The sequence below is a fragment of the Paenibacillus sp. 102 genome, from assembly GCF_039549175.1.
Taxonomy (GTDB): Bacteria; Bacillota; Bacilli; order Bacillales; family Bacillaceae_G; genus Bacillus_A.
In genome coordinates, this window is the sequence record NZ_JBCGHT010000008.1 from 157,004 (window position 1) to 174,129 (window position 17,126).

The following is a 17,126-nucleotide window of genomic DNA, read 5'->3' on the forward strand; positions in this document are numbered from 1 at the left end:
ACCCCACTGATTCAAAATTCACTTTATAAGTACGCTTACTCACTAAAGATTTCAAGATAACTTCTATCTCTAGTATATTCTTTACTCCATATTTAATCCTCGCTTATAACAGCTTGCTTCAAAAATAATTCGCTCTTCATCTAATGTTTTACATTCACCATTCCACACAATATGCTTCCCGTTAATGACAACATCAGATACGTCTTTTCCACTCGCTGCATACACAAGGTGTGACAATACTTCTTCTGCCGGTTGCAAGTGTGGCTTATCAGATGGGTCAATAGTAATAAAGTCGGCACATTTCCCTATTTCAATGGAACCAGTTTGTTTCATTCCAATAACTTCTGCAGCTCTTCTTGTTGCAAGTGAAAGAGCTGTTTCAACTGGTAACGCTGTTGCATCTTTATGAATTCCTTTTTGTAATAAGGTTGCAACGCGAAGTTCTTCAAACATGTCTAAATTATTGTTAGATGCAACGCTATCTGTTGCGATACCCACTTTAATTCCCGCTTCCAACATTGACTTAACATCTGCTATACCCGACCCTAATTTTAAGTTGCTATTTGGATTATGAGCCACACGAACATCATGTTCTGCTAAGAAAGCGCGCTCATTTTCATTTAATACAACCCCGTGCGCAATAACTGTTGGTCTCTTAAATAAGCCACAACTTGCTGCATACTCTACTGGACGTTTTCCATATTGCGCTTCAATATCATGTACTTCACGCTCTGTTTCTGAAAGGTGAATATGAACCATTGTCTGATTTTCTACCGCGATTCTCGCACACTCTTCTAACATTTCTGTAGAGCATGTATATGGACTATGAGGTGCAACCATCGTTGTTAACATGCCGTTTTCACTGTAATATCGTTTTACATATTTTTCAGCATCTTGAATTGCTTTTTTTTCATCTTCTTTCGTTCCAAAGCTAAATAAAGTTCTTGAAACAGCCGCACGCATTCCACTATTACGAACCGCTTCCATAATCGCGTCCTGATCTACACCAATTGGATTAAACATATCAGAAAATGTTGTCGTCCCACTCTTCACCATTTCTAATAAACCAAGTTCTGTACTAGCAACCGCAAGCTCTGGCGTAAATTGGCTTTCAAGTGGCCAAATTCTCGTTTCAAGCCACGGCTGTAATAACATATCATCACCAATTCCACGTAAAAGGCTCATCACAACATGTGTATGTGTATTCACAAGACCTGGCAATATCCATTTCCCTTTAAGATTTACTACTTCATCTACTTGATTTTCATTAGAGAATTCACCATTTTTCACTTCTATAATTTTATCATCTTCTACAATGATATATCCGTTTTGTAACACTTCATTCTGTTCATTTAAAGTTGCAATCGTAGCGCTTACATAAGCTGTTTTCAAAAGTATTTCCCCTCTCAACTCTATGAAGTATATTCCCTTTAATAAGTTACCACCATTATAGTAACTTATTAAACATTAAGAGTCAAAAGATATTTCATTTCAGACAAATTCTATCGCATAAAGATATGCACTTTCTGTTTTAAAGCATAATATTGCCTTTCATTTGTGTCTGCAAATGCTTCTTCTCTATTAGAAGGAATATCCATATAAGCTATCTCTTCAAAAAATTGTGTTGCTGTAAAATCATATCGCTTTCCATTTATAACATTATAAAAGTGCCAGTCTTCGCCAACTTGCGTCTTCTTTATTTCTCCTCCAAGGAAATCATGTATAACAAGTGCTGTTACACCACATTGCCCTTTTGCTGGATTTTCTATTGTCCATTTGGAGCTTGTATCAAGTGACCAAGATTTCAGTAAAATCTTATGTATCTGTTCAATTTTTAAACCTTCCATCTCAGCATCTCCTATATATAATCAGCTTTATACATCATATTGTAAAAGTGGCAAAACTCGACCTTTAAAAACTGTAGAAGGTGTCTCTCCGATTAATTTCGCTCCCATTTTTATATAATAGCCTTTTGCATTAGGATCGCTATCAATTGTAAAACTCTTAATTCCTAATTCAGCTGCTTTTTCTACAACGCTTTGCCACAAAAGTTTCCCATAACCTTTTCCTTTATAATTTGGATGTAAATATAGAAAATCAAGAGCATCCTCCTGTTTACGCAAAAACGAAAAAAAACCAATTTTTATTCCTTCATTTTCTAAAACATATACGTAGTTATTCACAATATAATCCTCCGTAATTGTTAAGTCTTCCTTACAAGCTTGTATGAACTCTTCGCTGTAGTCCCAAGTTGCCTTTGATATTAGTGCTATATGACTTAGTTCATTTGCTTCGTTTAATAACACTTCTCTCACTATCATTTCTTCCTCTTCCTTTCCTTTATATTACAAAAAGACCCCTTACTTGTACTTTAGCATAGCAAGGGGTCTCTCATCATTTTAATCTACCTTCGCTCCATAACATTTTGCCACAGCAACTGCCTGCGTTATATCCAATCTTACATTATTTAAATCAAATGCTCTAAAGTCAATTCTATCAACTACCGCTCCCCGTAAATCTGCACCTGCCAGCTTTACTTTTCCTAATTGTGCACCCGTCAAATCAGCATCACGTAAATCAACTTTTTCTAAATTGCATTCATATAGGTCAGCTTCAACTAAACGAATACCCTTTAATTTTTGTTTACTTAAATTCACAAATCTTAAATTTGTATATGACCAATCTCCAGATACAATTGTGATTCCATCTAAATTCGCCTCTTCAAAATCAGAGCCCGTCATTTTACATTCCTCAAACTTAGAAACAAAAAAATTCACTCCAAAAAACTTACAATTTGCAAACGTAGTTTCTTGATGAATGGAAGCATTAAAAAGAGCGCCTGTGAAGTCACATTCTATGAAATTGCAATTTTCCGTTACAATTTCTGATGCATCTACACCTCTAAAACGGCACTTTATAAATGTACAATTTTTTAATTCCTCTTCTTTTATAGCAACATCACGAAAATCTACTTCTACATACTCTTTACTTACAAATTCACTCATACTTTCCCTCCAAATTTCCAAAAAGAAACCTCACTTCGACAATTAACTATACAAAAATGATAATAGGATAGCATGTTCAATATAGAACATGCTATCCTATTTTTCAATACAAAATAGATATAATAATCAGATATCCGAAAAATTGTCTATTATGTATATAATGTCATTACTGAAATGTATTTTTATTAGTTAGGGGACAAAGCCCACAGCGGGAGGCATAGGGTGGTCGGTAAACAGAGCGTAAAAAGGTTTTAGGAGGTAAAGGTCTATGCGTGTACAAGAAGTGATTCTAGAGAATGGAAAGAGATACATATTAGTAGATAATGAAGGCATTCCTATGATGAAGTACCTCAAGTATTTGGAGGTTACAGGAAAAAGCAACAATACACAGAAGACGTACTGCGTAAATGAACATGAACCATATACAAACAGTTTGGCAATGATAAAAGGATATAGAGAATTAAAAACTACTTAAGACTCAATTTCATGTAGAATCCTTTTATCCATTTCTAATAAATTCACCCGTTAGCTTGATAACAAATGATTACAACCCACTCTTTCTCCCTTGCACGGAATTTGCATAGTTTTCATCATTTTCATCCCCAATAGTCCAGATAGGGGTCCCGCCACATCGCTATCAAGCTAAGAAATACAAATACCCCCAAAACGAAAAAATAAGCCATTTTCTGTAAAAAACACACGATATTTTCATCCTGGGGGTGTTATAAAATTCTTAAGTTGATGGGCATGTATGGTTACCCCTAATAAACCTTACAATTTTGTAATATTAATGTCACTAAAATCAATTTTTTCACTATAAATCCTTTACTATAATTTCCATATACAAAGATAAGGAGAGAGTTATATGAAAAAATCATTAGTTATATTTATATTATTCGTACTGTTTTCTAGTTTTGCTATAGGATGCGAAAGATCACCTACTATAAATAGAATGGGAACAGAACAATACTATGTACAAATAACAAACAAAGGTGAGGTAAAAGGTAACCAACGTTTCTATACTTTATCTACTTATAATAAGGATGGAGTAGAAAAAACAGTTACATTTGGAAGTGTAAAACCAAAAGACACCCCCCTTAAAGAAAATGCCTTTATACGCCTTTATATCGATCAACAGGATAACAACAATACAGAAATAAATCATAAAGAAGTAAAATCCTATGAGGAAGTTCAAGAAGGTGATTTACCTTCAAAAGTAAAAGAAAAATTACATATTAAATAATTACCCAATCAAAATAAAGGATACTCTCTTATATACGAGGAGATAGCACCATATCGCTATCAAACTAGCTGAATAAAATATACCCTAAAATGAAAAAATACGCTATTCTTTCTGTAGAATCATAGGAAAGGATGGCGGTTTTGTATGTTTATTTCTGTATCTGATGAATTACAACTATTTGCTCAAGAGATTCAAAGCTTCTTATCTCCAAATATCTTACGAGGTTTTGCTAGAGATGTTGGTTTTGTGCAACGAACCAGTAAGTACCAAGCAAAAGATCTAATCGCTTTATGTGTATGGATGAACCAAAATGTCGCTACGACGTCTTTAACTCAGTTGTCTAGCTGTTTAGAAGCATCAACAGAAATACTCATCAGTCCTGAAGGACTAAATCAACGATTTAATCGAGCAGCCGTCCAATTTTTACAACACATACTAGCTGAACTACTAAACCAAAAATTGGCCTCATCTATGCCGATTTCTTCTCCATATACTTCTATTTTCAAGCGTATCCGTATTTTAGATTCAACCGCATTTCAACTCCCAGATTCCTTTTCATCCGTTTATCCCGGTGCAGGGGGATGCAGCCATACAGCGGGGGTGAAGATTCAACTTGAGTATGATTTATTAAGTGGACAATTCCTTCATATTCATACAGGTCCAGGTAAACAACATGATCGAACCTACGGCTCTCTGTGTGTCCCAACTGTAACAGCGAATGATTTATATATCCGAGATTTAGGTTATTTTCATTTGAAAGATCTTCAACATATACAAGATAAAAAGGCTTATTATATCTCACGTATCAAATCGAATACACGTATTTATCAAAAAAACCCTAACCCTGATTATTTTCAAGATGGCAGAATCAAGAAAGGTACAGAGTATATTCAGATAGATATGGAGGTTTTAATGAACTCTCTTCAACCAGGACAAACAAGTGAAATATCCAACGCTTATGTAGGAGTGACCGATAAAGTCCCAACTCGTGTGATTGTTCATCGACTAACCAAAGAACAACAAAAAAAACGATTACAGGATCAAGTTGTACGAGAAAAAAAGAAAGGAATGAAATATTCTCCTCGTAGTAAACGACTTAGTGGTATCAATGTTTATATGACCAACACTCCTACAGATATTGTTCCGATGGAACAAGTACATGATTGGTATTCTTTACGTTGGCAAATCGAAATTTTATTTAAAACGTGGAAATCATTCTTTCACATTCATCATTGTAAAAAGATAAAACGGGAACGATTGGAATGCCATTTGTATGGGCAACTGATTGCCATTCTACTCTGTTCTTCTACCATGTTTCAAATGCGGCAATTACTTCTTATGAAAAAGAAACGAGAACTGAGTGAATATAAGGCCATATATATGATTAAAGATTACTTTCTTCTTATTTTCCAAGCTATACAGAAAGACACCCAAGAGCTATCAAAGATTCTAATTCGCCTGTTCAACCTCCTACAGCAAAACGGGCGAAAATCTCATAGGTATGAGAAGAAAACGGTCTTTGATATATTAGGTGTCGTTTACAATTGTACCATGTCTGATAATCAAGCGGCTTAAATCAAAAAACGAAACCCATTAGGGTTTATTTCGTATGCAAATCTTTAAAGCATCTACATATAGACTTTCGAAAAAAGAAATACTCTTGCTTATCATTGACGTTACATGAGCTTAGCTTGATAGCAATGGGGTCCCGCCACATCGCCATCAAGCTAAAATTTTATAGTACCCCAGAACGAAATTTTGTGCTAACTTGTAACAAAAAAGCTCATTTTTTCGTTTTGGGGAGCAACCAATCCCTTGACTTAATTTGAAATTAAAAATATAAACCTTTGCCTACTGGTTGAACAGTTTCTAGCACAGTATCAACCATTTCTTCATTAATTAGGGTTCTTATAATCCAAGCTGAGAGATCTTGAGCAGCAAAACAACCCGCAGCAGTCGATATATTGCCTTCATTTACAAAACTTTGTTCAATAACATCTACATCAAATTCTTTAAGCTGTTCTACTACGGATGGATATGTAGTTGCTTTTTTGCCAGTTAACAATTTTTTAGCTCCTAGTAATAGTGAACCAGAACACATAGAGCCTATTAATTGTCTCTGTGGATCTACATGAATGCTATTAATATATTCTTGATTTTTATATAAATCTTGTACACCCTTACCACTTGCAAATATTACAGCGTCAGCAGAAGGAATATCAGATATGCTTCCTGTCATGGGAATACGTAAGCCAGACATGGATATATGAGTTTTTTCCGTTCCTAATAGTTGGACATTCCAATCAGAAATACCGCCAACTAAACGTACACGATTTAATAAATCCCATGGTAGAAAAACATCTATATCAGTAAAGTTATCGAAACAGACTATTGCAATTTTCATTTTCTAATCCTCCATTATTAAAATATTAAAAACATTTTAATTATAACAATTTCAATTGGCGGTAGCGAGGTTTAAATTTTTTAATAACTGGGTATCGCCCCATCGCCATCAAGCTAAAAAATTGTATCCATAAAATGAAAAAAACGCTATTCTTTTTGTAGAAATATACAGAAAGGGTGGCGTTTTTGATATGAATTTATCGATTTCTGATGAATTACAATTGTTTTCTAAAGAATTACAGCAACATATGTCACCACACGCTCTGGATCAGTTAGCTAGAAAAGTAGGATTTGTTCAACGAAAAAGTAAATATCGTGCACAAGATTTAGTAGCTCTGTGTGTTTGGTTAAGCCAAAATATAGCTCATACTTCATTGACACAATTATGTAGTCGATTAGAAGCTAACACAGGTATTTCTATGAGTCCAGAAGGACTCAATCAACGCTTTAATTCTCAAGCTGTGCAGTTTTTACAACAAATACTAGCGTATTTACTTCATCAACAATTTTGTTCCACTAGCAAAATTACAACTCTATATACAAACTATTTTCGTCGTATTCGTGTATTGGATTCTACACATTTTCAGGTTCCGGATAAATTCGCTCCTAAATATCAAGGTTCAGGTGGTAGTGGTCAAAATGCTGGTGTGAAAATTCAACTAGAGTATGATTTACTAAGTGGTCAGTTTCTACATGTTCATGTAGGATCAGGAAAGCATAATGATAAAACGTATGGTTCTACTTGCCTAACATCTCTTCAACCGCACGATGTATGTATACGTGATTTAAGATACTTCGACTTAAAAGATCTACATACGATAGACGAGTGTGGCGCTTATTTTATTTCACGATTAAAGCTCAATACTCGTATATATCAAAAGAATAGAGAGCCTGAATACTTTCAGAATGGCACCATAAAAAAACATTCTGAGTACATCCAATTAGATATGGAGCAATTCATTGACCAATTACAGTCAGGTGAAACATATGAAATTCCTGAGATTTATATTGGAATGTATCAGAAACTTCCTGCAAGACTCATTCTGTACAAATTAACTGAAACGCAAATGAAACGTAGGCAAAAGGATTTAGCATCTAAAGAACATAAGAAGCAAATTACCTATAAAGAACGGAGTAAGCGGCTTAGTGCCATTAACTTTTACATTACAAATATTCCTTTGGAATATTTACAAAAGGAACAAGTATACGATTTTTACTCCTTACGCTGGCAAATTGAACTTATCTTTAAAACATGGAAATCACTTTTTCGTATTCATCACTGTAACTCTATAAAATTAGAACGACTTGAATGTCATTTATATGGACAATTAATTAGCATCCTTCTTTGTTCCTCCACCATGTTTCAAATGCGCCAATTACTCCTCATCAAGAAAAAACGAGAACTAAGCGAATATAAAGCGATTTATATCATAAAAGATTATTTTCCACTTATTTATCAATCTTTACCAAAAGACACCCAAGAATTAACAAAGATATTGTTTCGTCTGTTTAATCTCTTACAGAAAAACAGACGAAAATCCCATAGGTATGAGAAGAAAACAGTCTTTGATATTTTAGGCGTCATATATAACTTTTCTATGTCCCACAAGCATGTAGCGTAATCCAAAAAATTGAAACCCGATAGGGTTTATTTGGTATGAAAACCTTTAAAGAACTTACACTGGATCTTTAGAAAAAAGAAAAAATCTCACATGAAATTAAACTTATATAAGCTTAGCTTGATGGCGATGGGGTAGCACCAACATTTCGCGAATTTCGTACGCTTAGATGAACCAACAAATGGATTAGATCCACTAGTAGGTTGTAGAAAACCTATAGTTATTGCGATTGGGGTTGACTAACCAGTACCAAATAGTCCCTAAAACAAGCATAACCCCGTTCTAAATTTAGGACAGGGTTAAAATATAGTTGTTTAATTTTCGATATAAGATGCTTCACTGTACTCAAAAATATAACAATAAAGTCGTTTAAAAATCTAAGGTTTATTCAAGAATAGTGACCGTTTCTAGAATAGTCCTACACAAATTATATAATAGTCTCTTTTGGTGTATTTTGAATACTTTCCTTGTATCACAATTTTCAAAAAATATGAGAAGTACAAAACACTCTTGTTAATTCATTCTATCTTTTGTTAAAGAACGTGAATTCAGTCAAATTCTTGGTTTGCCGTATTTCCACTATGGCAAGCACGGAATTGACTTGGTGAAAGTCCTGTATTTCTTTTAAATGCATTATAAAAGCTAGATACACTTTGATAGCCTGTTTGGTAACCAATCTCCGTACTATTAAAGACCGTTGTCAAGAGAAGTTCCTTTGCTTTCTTAACTCTGATCCTTTCTAAATATATTCGAGGAGTATACCCTGTTCTTTCTTTGAAAATCCGATTTAAATGAAAACGACTAACTCCTACCCTTGATGCAATTTCATTTAAAGTCATGTTTTGAACATAATGATTTTTTATCAATCGCATAGTATCTTCCAAAACGCACTCGAACGGGTCATATATTTTTATATCTAGATCTGGTCGGCATCTTTTGCATGGTCGATAGCCTGCACTTTGAGCTTCTTGTGCATTTGAAAAAAAGGATACATTTTCATAATTAGGAACCTTAGACTTGCAAGAAGGTCGGCAGAAAACCCCAGTTGTCTTGACTGCGTAAAAGAATATCCCGTCATACGCTGAATTACATGATACTGTTGCCTTCCACATGGTATTTATGGAAAGGTTATTTTGATCCTTCATTAGATTTTAACCCTCCCTTGTAGGCGAAAATCTTATTACTCAAAAGCATATAAATCGCATATAAAGCCACGACAATTAAAGGAACAAATATATACAATTGAAAAAATGGAATCACCAGCAAACATAAAATGAAAGAGATTAACGATGCCCACCATGCCGGTGTGTTCTTCTTAAACAACTTAACGCCTGCTGCCATTGAAAGAACGTAAACTAGAATCCCAAGTGAAGTCGGTATAAACAAAATATCATCAAACGTCAGTGACAACGCCTTCGTCACTAAAACACCTGCTACCGAAAAACAGATAACAAACAATACCATCTGTCTTGGAATTTGAGTAGTTGTATGCAGTCTTGAGAAAAATTTTGGAAAAGCACCATCCCTGCTTAATGAGTACCCTAATTGCGTTAGGCTGGCTACAAAAGCATTTGCTGTCCCTGTACAAATAATTAAAGCTAAAACAGCTGTAACTACTTTGGCACCTCCACCTACTGTATCTCCCATTATAACACCAATAGGAGACAGGTTGCTTTCTTGACTCCCATACGTGGCCGTTCCAATAGTGACAAGGCTTAACGCTGAAAATAATAATCCAATGATAACTGCACTAATAACTGCCCCTTTGACAATATCTTTTTCTGGCCTTTTAAATTGCTCAGCCAGATTACAAATCGCCTCCCAACCGAAAAATGACCAAAAGATAACCGTTATAGCGTTCCCGACAGAAAACCATCCATTTGGAACAAAGGGAGTAAAATTCCCCCATTGTATTCTTGGAAACGCCACAAATACAGCTGCCACTAAGAGAATCAGTAATAAAGAACTTAAAATCAATGCAACTTTACCACTAATATTTACGCCGTAATAATTGGAAGTACCTGCAATTACCAAAATAAAGACGGCAATTAAAGTTGTTTCAAAATGTGAAAATCCAAATGCTTGACTGACGTAAAAAGCAGCGGTTAAAGATACAATTGTTTGACCAACTGCTGCTGTTACAAAGTAAAACCACCCAACGATATTGCCAAGATGATATCCGAAAGAATTTCTAACAAAGGTTGCTGCTCCACCGGAGTCAGGATATATCCGTGCCAAACTAGCAAAGGAATAAGCAAGCGGAAAACTAATTATAATAACGATAAACCAGGATAAAATGGATGCAGGGCCCGCTATTGAGGCCGTTACCCCCGATAAAAAAAGGACACCTGATCCTAGAATAGCTGCAATGTATAACGCAATTCCTTGAAATAATCCAATGGCTTTATTGTTCATGATCTCCCCCCCTTTTATAGCATTTAGTGTACTAGTAACGGGGGGGGAATTCTTCTTGTTTTTTGCGGTTTAATTCGTTTAATAAAACAATCAAAAGCATTTTTATTATATTTCTCTTTCAATAATCTGTATCGATTGTTGAAAAACATAACTAGTGTTTTTTAAATAACTTTATTATGTTTTAAACGACTTTATTGTAAATTAAATTACTTTTTTGTCACTTAACAAAACAAAGCACCATAAAAAGGGTTAAATATCGTTTATGGAACATTCTTAACGTACGGTAAAACCAAGTTTTTTGCCTTGAAAATTCCTTAGCGTACGAAATTCGCGTTTTGTTGGCGGGACGCGGTAGTCTTTGACAAAAAAATAAAGTCCTAGACTGCTGCTGGTTTATTGGACTAGCGTAATCAATTGTCACTTATCATTATTGGATACTTTCAGTTTCACATTCATTGTTTTCGTCTTCCATACCGTTATCCGGAGTATCGGCATAAGCGACATAACTGTATCCTATTTTGCTCATTCTTAGCTCTGTGTTATGTTTAGTCTGCTCCTCTCTCTTTGACGAACAACCATAATCCAATTGCAAAGAAAAACAAAATATAGGCGATATCTATCGCTAACGACATAGGTAAGCCAACTAATTCCGATTTATATTGTGATGTGCTCCAATAGACACTTAAATCATCATGATGAATGAATAGAATGTGCGTCCATGATGTAGATAAGAGACTACCTCCAAACATTATCTGTAAAAAGTATAGCACTAAGCTACTGCCTACTGCGATAGCAGCTGATCTCGTCCACACGCCAATCAAGGACGCTAGACTTGCATATAGGCAACATTGCAATACGATTGCTCCGATAGAGTATATAACATCCGTCATGTCGCCCCATTGTATGTTTTTTGGAGCCATCAGAAGATTCACTAACAAAGAAACAATGAATATATTAACAACACCCGTAACGATGAGCAAAATCATCGCAGCAATTTTTGCAACATACAACCGTGAGCGCGAGGACGTATGCAGGAATAGTTGTTTCAGAGTACCATATTGATACTCATCCGTCCAAATAAGAGGTGACAAAACAATCGCCCAAGGTAGAATAACAAGCATTCCCGATAGGCCAAGCAAAGCATTTACCATTTGAGCCACCGTATCATCAGCCTTGAGATTACTGATGTACGCCCAAGATAAAAGTACCGTCATCACAATAAAACCAATGTGTGAAAGAATAAAGATTCTTTTATTCACTATCTTCAAACATTCATTCCATAACAACTTAACTCACCTCACCGCGCGCAGTTGTCCATTTTAAAAACTTATCCTCTAAACTCGTATGTGTCGGCAACACCCGATGAACTTCCACCCCGGCATCACACAATGCTCGAATCAACTTTGGAACTTGACCTTCATCAATAGCTACTGTCATAGTATGCAAACCGTTAGATAATTTCTCTGTCTGCATATAATCCAATGCATGATGAGCATCCCCAAACAAGTTAACCACAACTTCGCTTGTATGCTCAATATTATCAATGTGAAGAGTAATACAGAATTTCCCATCACTTAACCTATCATCAATCCGCTGCTCTGTCACTAAGCAGCCATTCTGCATAATAACCACTCGGCGTGCCATCTGCTCAATCTCAGACAGTTGATGACTGGAGATCACAATTGCTACGCCCAAATCTGCCGCAATTCTATTTAAATAGTTCCGGGTTTCACGGACACCAGCAGGATCAAGTGCATTCATCGGCTCATCTAACACAAGCAACTTTGGTTTTCGCAGTAGTGCTTGTGCAATTCCCAAGCGTTGTTTCATTCCCATGGAGTACGTGCCTACTCGCTGCTTAAGCGCATGTTCTATCCCAGTCAGACTGGCTACCTCCAGCAACCAATCCTTACTCGCATTTTTGTGCAAACGCTGATATTGACGTAAATTTTCGTACCCACTCAAATAAGGATAGAATGCAGGTGCTTCAATCACTGCCCCTACATTGAAGAGTGCTTTAGAAAACTGACTCTTAATACTGTAACCTGCAATCCGCACGTCCCCGGCACTTATTGTGCTTAGACCAACTATCATCTTCATCGTGGTTGTCTTGCCCGCTCCGTTCGCACCAAGTAGTCCAATAATCTCTCCCTCTACCACATCGAACGATATGTCTTGCACAATTAACTTGCCCTTGATTTCTTTCGTTAGGTGTTGCACCGATAGTACCGTTTTCAATTGTCCCACTCCTTACATTATAAGTGTAGCCTCATTTCATGAATCCATTAAGAACAGCCTGTAAATAAAAATCAGCTATGAACTCATTTCTCTATAGTAATATTGATAATAACTTGAAGTATGTAACAACTGACTGTGATTTCCTACATCGCAAACCTTCCCATTCTCCAAAACAATGATCATGTCGCTATTCATCACCGTCGATAACCGATGGGCTATCACTATTCGTGTACAATTAATACTAGATAAATATTCATCTACCCGCGCTTCACTTATATGATCCAAAGCGCTCGTTGTTTCATCCAATACCAGTACGGTTGGATTATTGAGTAGTGCACGGGCCGCAGCAGTACGTTGCTTTTGCCCTCCAGAAATCTCAGCAGGATATTTCGAAAGAATAGAAGTAATTCCTAACATATCCGTTACACCTTGTACTTTAGTCTTAATATCACGAGAGGATTTACCTTGAAGAGAAAGTGGCAATGCAATGTTTTCATAAATCGATAAATTTTCAAGTAAGTTAAAATCTTGAAAGATAAATCCTAATTTTTGAGAACGAAAGTCAGAAAGGTCATTGGTTCTCATCTTTGTAATATCTGTCCCGGCAATGGTAATGATACCTTCAGTTGCTTTATCTAAAGTAGAAATTACATTTAATAATGTTGTCTTCCCTGAGCCTGAGGGACCCATGATTCCAACAAATTCTCCTTCTTCAATGGAAAAAGATACGTCTTTTAAAGCATGGGATTGATTTTCTCCCTTTTTTCCGTATACCTTTTTCACTTTATTTACATGTAATACTGTCTTACTCATAATAGTTTCCTCCATTATCCAATGTAATCTCAAGTTGATTCATATATTGTTAGTTTAGCTATTATGTTTTAAAGAAGATATTTATTATTCTTACATTTGCCTTACAATGTTGTAAGGTGTAATGAGTATTATGTTTTCAATCAAAGTATAGGCAACAAACACTATTCAACTGATGTATAGAAATAAAAAAACTATCTATTTCCTTAAAGAGAAAAAAATAGATAGTTGTGTCGAAAATGTGTCTAAACGTACAATTTTCCCTAAATGATATGGTGACCCCATGCCCATCAACTTAAGAACGGAAACAAAATGAACTTTCGTTCAAACATACTAAAAAACTCTTGAAACACTATTTACCTTTAAAAATGGGCATACCAAATAAACCTAGTTAGGTATCATTTTTAAAAATTATGCAGCTTTCTTTTGTTTTCCAAGTTCACTATACTCATAGACAACACTCATAATATCAAAGACTGTTTTCTTCTCATATCGATGAGATTTCCGTCCATTCTTCTGTAGGAGGTGGAACAGGCGGATTAGAATCTTTGTTATTTCTTGTGTGTTTTGTTGTATAGCTTGATACAACAGATGTAAATAATCTTGAACCATTCCAATCGCTTTATATTCGCTTAATTCTCTTTTCTTCTTTTTCAAAAGAAGTTGACGCATTTTAAACATAGTAGAGGAGCACAGGAAAATAGCGACTAGCTTTCCATATAATTGGCACTCTAATCGCTCCCGTTTTACATTACGATAATGGTCTATTTTGAAGAGTGATTTCCACGTTTTAAAGACAATCTCTATTTGCCAACGCAAAGTATATAATTCATGTACCTGTTCCATCGGAACCCATTCCCAAGGTGTATTTGTCACGTATACGTTTAATCCCGCTACCAGTTTACTTTTCTCTGAGTACGTTCTATTTTGTGATTTTTCTTTTTCCGCGATCTTCGTTCGTCGTTTTTGAAGTTGCTTTTCTGTTAATCGATTAAAAATAACACGTGTAAAAAGTTGTTGTTTATCACCAATATAAGCATGTTTTAATTCAAATGTTTCTCCGGGCTGTAGTTGGTTTAAAAGCTGTTTCACATCAATTTGTATGTATTCCGATTGTTTCTTAATTGCACCATTTTTAAAGTATTCTGGGGTTGGATTTTTTACATATACATTTGTATTTAATTTTAAACGAGAAATATAGTATGTACCTCGTTGATCCATTTGATCTAAGTCTTCCAATGAAAAATACCCCAAATCACGAATACATAAATCTCCTGGTCGTAAGGTATCTAAGCATTCCGTACCAAATGTTTTGTCATTATTTTTTCCAGGTCCAACTTGAAAGTTAAGAAATTCCCCACTGTGCAGATCGTATTCTAATTGAATTTTGATTCCGGCTGTTTGGGCACATCCTCCAGAGCCTGGATATACATTCTCTAAAGCATTTGGCACTTGAAATACGGTGGCATCTAGGATACGGATTCGCCCAAAATAAGAGAAGAGATGGTTAGAAATTTGTGTTTGTTCACATACTTTTTGTTGTAATAGTAAAGAAAAAATATGTTTTAAAAACAAAACTGCTTTCGCATTTAAACGTTTATTTAAGCCCTCAGGGCTGAGTAAAGTACCAGTAGCTGCATGAAGCCTGCTACATAATCGGACTAAGGGATCACTTGCCACCCGTTGACTGATCCAAATACAAATATTAGCTAAATCTGGGCCGGAAAACTTACGTTTTCGCTTTATAAATCCGATTTCTCTTGCAAGTTCTTCTAAAAATACAGGTGTAACATATCGCTGTAATTCTTTCGCAAATGGTTGTAGCTCATCTTGAATCAAGAGATTCATAAAAGACGCCATCCTTTCCTATAATTCTACAGAAAGGATAACGTCTTTTTGGCTTTATGGATAGTGCAAAACCTTAGTTTTATAGCGATGTATTGGTGCCTTATATATCTGTTTAATCATTGTTTCTGTTACCTTTATACATTTATATAATCTTCATTATCAGAAGTGCAAAAAGCTAGTATTTTACTAGCTTTTTTAATCAGTAAAAAGTCATATGCTTTTTATCTTCTTTATAATATTGTAAACGATCTTGTAAAGTACCAGTATGAAACTCAAACTTGTGACCATCTGGATCTGTAAAATAAATAGACCGTTTATCTCGGCCATCTCTCTCTCGTCCAGGTAAGATATTAACATGATTTTGAATTAATATTTCTTTTAAAGAATCAAACTCATTATTTGTTACAGTGAAAGCTATATGTGTGTAAGAGTACTGAATTTCGTTTCTTGGTATACTTTCTTCCACATTTAGAGCAATCCATAAACCATTTAAATCAAAATAAGCTAACTTTCTACCTTTTACTAATAATTTCGCTTGAAGTATATTTTGATAAAACTCAATAGCTTTCTCTAGATTTGCAACTGAAAAACAAATGTGGTTAATACTTTGTATCATGTTCCATTCTCCTTATTAATTGATTAAGTTATATATCCCATTATAAGTAAAAAGACGTTTTCTACTAGAAGTACAGACCTACCACCAGCAAGCTAAGGAAAGCAAATACTCCAAGACGAGAAGATTAACATCTCAAGATGAAAATGTACATTTTCATCTTGAGATGTTAATCTTTTCTTTTTTCTACTTATATTATCCAAAATAAAATATGTATATTGTTTTATAAAAAATAATTATTTACGACGCCTTCTCTTTGCTTTTTTACGCTGATTTGTATGACTATATTTTTTTATATGAGTACTTCTTTTCTTCTTATAATTAGGTAACTTAGAAATAAGAACAGTAATTGCACAAAAAATGAAAAATATAAGGTTTGCAATCATCCAAAGGTTAATATCATATTCATATAGCTTACTAAAATACTTTTTGTCACGAGTAATATGGCTTACGTTACTGTCAATTGTTTCGAGGGTGTAAGAAATAACCCAAAAGGAACCAATTAATATAACAATTGTTCCAAGAATGAAACTGAGTATATGTTTTATCAAGTTCTATTCTCCTTTAATTATGTTTATTGTATACGTTCATATAGTATATATGGTTCTGGTGCAAAGATTGTATTTATTTGAAAGAGGTATTTAAATTTCTATTGGAATCTATTTTTATAAATGGGTTCTCGCCACATCACAATCAAGCTAAGAAAAGCAAATATCCCGAAACAAAAAAATGTACATATCTAGGAGGAAATGTACATTTTTTTGTTTGGAGTGTTATAAAATTCTTAAGTTGATGGGCATGTGGTGCTACCCCACATCCATCAACTTAAGGATTTAGACTATTTTTGAAGTTAAAAGCACGTTACTATTCTCTTATGTTAATGAGAAAGGGTGACGTGCTTTTTATGAATATGCATCAAAAACAAGAGTTAT

At 34.8% G+C, this 17,126-nt stretch carries 17 protein-coding genes; 4 read left to right on the forward strand and 13 right to left on the reverse strand.

Annotation, left to right across the window (positions count from 1 at the left end):
• Nucleotides 1-81 precede the first annotated feature (81 nt).
• From AAIE21_RS18260 to AAIE21_RS18275, 4 genes are all read right to left on the reverse strand, one after another.
• Nucleotides 82-1,410 (reverse strand): bifunctional S-methyl-5'-thioadenosine deaminase/S-adenosylhomocysteine deaminase, encoded by a 1,329-nt coding sequence (locus tag AAIE21_RS18260; RefSeq protein WP_343268069.1) that lies wholly within the window; start codon nt 1,408-1,410, stop codon nt 82-84.
• Between the two features lie 92 nt (nt 1,411-1,502).
• The gene (locus AAIE21_RS18265) at nt 1,503-1,847 is read right to left on the reverse strand and encodes a YunG family protein (RefSeq protein WP_343268070.1); all 345 of its coding nucleotides are present in this window, start codon (nt 1,845-1,847) and stop codon (nt 1,503-1,505) included.
• 27 nt (nt 1,848-1,874) lie between these two features.
• Complete coding sequence (locus tag AAIE21_RS18270; protein WP_343268071.1) at nt 1,875-2,321, reverse strand: GNAT family N-acetyltransferase; 447 nt, start codon at nt 2,319-2,321, stop codon at nt 1,875-1,877.
• A gap of 78 nt (nt 2,322-2,399) precedes the next feature.
• Nucleotides 2,400-3,005: a pentapeptide repeat-containing protein gene (locus tag AAIE21_RS18275; RefSeq protein ID WP_343268072.1), complete on the reverse strand. Its 606-nt coding sequence runs from the start codon at nt 3,003-3,005 to the stop codon at nt 2,400-2,402.
• A gap of 268 nt (nt 3,006-3,273) precedes the next feature.
• On the opposite strand from AAIE21_RS18275, the gene AAIE21_RS18280 reads away from it, so the two are divergent.
• The 3 genes from AAIE21_RS18280 to AAIE21_RS18290 all read left to right on the forward strand — a co-directional run bounded on the left by AAIE21_RS18280 (nt 3,274) and on the right by AAIE21_RS18290 (nt 5,823).
• The gene (locus AAIE21_RS18280; protein ID WP_343268073.1) at nt 3,274-3,480 is read left to right on the forward strand and encodes a hypothetical protein; all 207 of its coding nucleotides are present in this window, start codon (nt 3,274-3,276) and stop codon (nt 3,478-3,480) included.
• A gap of 390 nt (nt 3,481-3,870) precedes the next feature.
• Entirely contained in the window at nt 3,871-4,248 is a 378-nt protein-coding gene (locus AAIE21_RS18285) for a YxeA family protein (RefSeq protein ID WP_343268074.1), read from the forward strand.
• 144 nt (nt 4,249-4,392) lie between these two features.
• Nucleotides 4,393-5,823 carry an IS4 family transposase gene (locus tag AAIE21_RS18290; protein ID WP_343268075.1) on the forward strand — a complete coding sequence of 477 codons (1,431 nt, stop codon included), beginning with the start codon at nt 4,393-4,395 and terminating at the stop codon, nt 5,821-5,823.
• Between the two features lie 256 nt (nt 5,824-6,079).
• Here AAIE21_RS18290 and AAIE21_RS18295 read toward each other — a convergent pair whose 3' ends face one another.
• Nucleotides 6,080-6,652, reverse strand: a complete 573-nt coding sequence (locus AAIE21_RS18295; RefSeq protein WP_327903905.1) for a DJ-1/PfpI family protein — start codon at nt 6,650-6,652, stop codon at nt 6,080-6,082.
• A gap of 190 nt (nt 6,653-6,842) precedes the next feature.
• On the opposite strand from AAIE21_RS18295, the gene AAIE21_RS18300 reads away from it, so the two are divergent.
• On the forward strand, nt 6,843-8,273 hold the full coding sequence (locus AAIE21_RS18300) for an IS4 family transposase (protein ID WP_343268076.1): 1,431 nt from the start codon (nt 6,843-6,845) through the stop codon (nt 8,271-8,273).
• 545 nt (nt 8,274-8,818) lie between these two features.
• On the opposite strand, the gene AAIE21_RS18305 is transcribed toward AAIE21_RS18300, so the two are convergent.
• The 8 genes from AAIE21_RS18305 to AAIE21_RS18340 form a co-directional block, all read right to left on the reverse strand.
• Nucleotides 8,819-9,415, reverse strand: a complete 597-nt coding sequence (locus AAIE21_RS18305; RefSeq protein WP_343268077.1) for a bifunctional transcriptional activator/DNA repair enzyme AdaA — start codon at nt 9,413-9,415, stop codon at nt 8,819-8,821.
• On the reverse strand, nt 9,399-10,685 hold the full coding sequence (locus AAIE21_RS18310) for an APC family permease (protein WP_343268078.1): 1,287 nt from the start codon (nt 10,683-10,685) through the stop codon (nt 9,399-9,401). Before AAIE21_RS18310 ends, AAIE21_RS18305 begins: the two co-directional genes overlap by 17 nt.
• Nucleotides 10,686-11,230: 545 nt before the next feature.
• Nucleotides 11,231-11,971: an ABC transporter permease gene (locus AAIE21_RS18315; RefSeq protein WP_098674507.1), complete on the reverse strand. Its 741-nt coding sequence runs from the start codon at nt 11,969-11,971 to the stop codon at nt 11,231-11,233.
• A 1-nt stretch (nt 11,972) separates the two neighbouring features.
• Complete coding sequence (locus tag AAIE21_RS18320) at nt 11,973-12,923, reverse strand: ABC transporter ATP-binding protein (RefSeq protein ID WP_343268079.1); 951 nt, start codon at nt 12,921-12,923, stop codon at nt 11,973-11,975.
• 75 nt (nt 12,924-12,998) lie between these two features.
• On the reverse strand, nt 12,999-13,736 hold the full coding sequence (locus AAIE21_RS18325) for an ABC transporter ATP-binding protein (protein ID WP_343268080.1): 738 nt from the start codon (nt 13,734-13,736) through the stop codon (nt 12,999-13,001).
• Between the two features lie 408 nt (nt 13,737-14,144).
• The gene (locus AAIE21_RS18330) at nt 14,145-15,581 is read right to left on the reverse strand and encodes an IS4 family transposase (protein WP_343268081.1); all 1,437 of its coding nucleotides are present in this window, start codon (nt 15,579-15,581) and stop codon (nt 14,145-14,147) included.
• Between the two features lie 199 nt (nt 15,582-15,780).
• Nucleotides 15,781-16,197 (reverse strand): FosB family fosfomycin resistance bacillithiol transferase, encoded by a 417-nt coding sequence (fosB, locus tag AAIE21_RS18335; RefSeq protein ID WP_343268082.1) that lies wholly within the window; start codon nt 16,195-16,197, stop codon nt 15,781-15,783.
• Nucleotides 16,198-16,430: 233 nt separating this feature from the next.
• On the reverse strand, nt 16,431-16,745 hold the full coding sequence (locus tag AAIE21_RS18340; RefSeq protein WP_343268083.1) for a hypothetical protein: 315 nt from the start codon (nt 16,743-16,745) through the stop codon (nt 16,431-16,433).
• Between the last annotated feature and the right edge of the window lie 381 nt (nt 16,746-17,126).

Excerpts from the sequence above, each read along its gene's own strand:
- AAIE21_RS18330 (WP_343268081.1), bottom strand. The coding sequence starts at position 15,581 with ATGAATCTCTTGATTCAAGATGAGCTACAACCATTTGCGAAAGAATTA.
- AAIE21_RS18300 (WP_343268076.1), top strand. The coding sequence starts at position 6,843 with ATGAATTTATCGATTTCTGATGAATTACAATTGTTTTCTAAAGAATTA.
- AAIE21_RS18285 (WP_343268074.1), top strand. The coding sequence starts at position 3,871 with ATGAAAAAATCATTAGTTATATTTATATTATTCGTACTGTTTTCTAGT.
- AAIE21_RS18265 (WP_343268070.1), bottom strand. The coding sequence starts at position 1,847 with ATGGAAGGTTTAAAAATTGAACAGATACATAAGATTTTACTGAAATCT.
- AAIE21_RS18295 (WP_327903905.1), bottom strand. The coding sequence starts at position 6,652 with ATGAAAATTGCAATAGTCTGTTTCGATAACTTTACTGATATAGATGTT.
- AAIE21_RS18275 (WP_343268072.1), bottom strand. The coding sequence starts at position 3,005 with ATGAGTGAATTTGTAAGTAAAGAGTATGTAGAAGTAGATTTTCGTGAT.
- AAIE21_RS18280 (WP_343268073.1), top strand. The coding sequence starts at position 3,274 with ATGCGTGTACAAGAAGTGATTCTAGAGAATGGAAAGAGATACATATTA.
- fosB (WP_343268082.1), bottom strand. The coding sequence starts at position 16,197 with ATGATACAAAGTATTAACCACATTTGTTTTTCAGTTGCAAATCTAGAG.
- AAIE21_RS18270 (WP_343268071.1), bottom strand. The coding sequence starts at position 2,321 with ATGATAGTGAGAGAAGTGTTATTAAACGAAGCAAATGAACTAAGTCAT.
- AAIE21_RS18305 (WP_343268077.1), bottom strand. The coding sequence starts at position 9,415 with ATGAAGGATCAAAATAACCTTTCCATAAATACCATGTGGAAGGCAACA.
- AAIE21_RS18325 (WP_343268080.1), bottom strand. The coding sequence starts at position 13,736 with ATGAGTAAGACAGTATTACATGTAAATAAAGTGAAAAAGGTATACGGA.
- AAIE21_RS18290 (WP_343268075.1), top strand. The coding sequence starts at position 4,393 with ATGTTTATTTCTGTATCTGATGAATTACAACTATTTGCTCAAGAGATT.
- AAIE21_RS18310 (WP_343268078.1), bottom strand. The coding sequence starts at position 10,685 with ATGAACAATAAAGCCATTGGATTATTTCAAGGAATTGCGTTATACATT.